The sequence below is a fragment of the Xenorhabdus sp. TS4 genome, from assembly GCF_014467265.1.
GTDB lineage: Bacteria > Pseudomonadota > Gammaproteobacteria > Enterobacterales > Enterobacteriaceae > Xenorhabdus > Xenorhabdus ehlersii.
This window is the reverse complement of record NZ_NKHQ01000038.1, coordinates 1-422: the sequence shown is the minus strand read 5'-3', so window position 1 is coordinate 422 and position 422 is coordinate 1. Positions and strand designations below refer to the sequence as shown.

The 422-nt window shown below is 55.0% G+C and carries 1 protein-coding gene; it reads right to left on the bottom strand.

The annotated features are described in order from the left end of the window. Positions 1-422: condensation domain-containing protein (locus tag Xets_RS12710; RefSeq protein ID WP_187651790.1), on the bottom strand; the 422-nt coding region annotated here is incomplete at both ends.

Here is a 422-nt window from a genome sequence, read left to right as displayed (position 1 = left end):
TCGATTTGCTGGCTGGGTTGGCCTTCAACCAGCACAAAACGTGTCCGCAGACTTTCATGTCGAGCCACCAGACGATCAAGTGCCATTATCAGGGCATGGTGATTAAGTTGACCAGTCAGGCGTAATGCGACAGGAATATGATAGGCCTGACTCGCCGCCGGATCGAGCTGACCGAGGAACCATAATCGTTGTTGAGCAAAGGACAAAGGCAAGGGCTGGCTGCGATCCGCAAGGGGGATGACTGTTTGCGTGATAGTGGCCGCTCCTGTCAGCGTCTGGGCCAGCCCCATCAGGATCGGCTGAGTAAACAGGGTTTGTAACGATAATTCCCGCGCCAATACCTGACGAATACGGGCGACAAGCTGGACAGCAAGCAGGGAATGCCCGCCCAGCTCAAAGAAATGATCATGACGACCCACTCG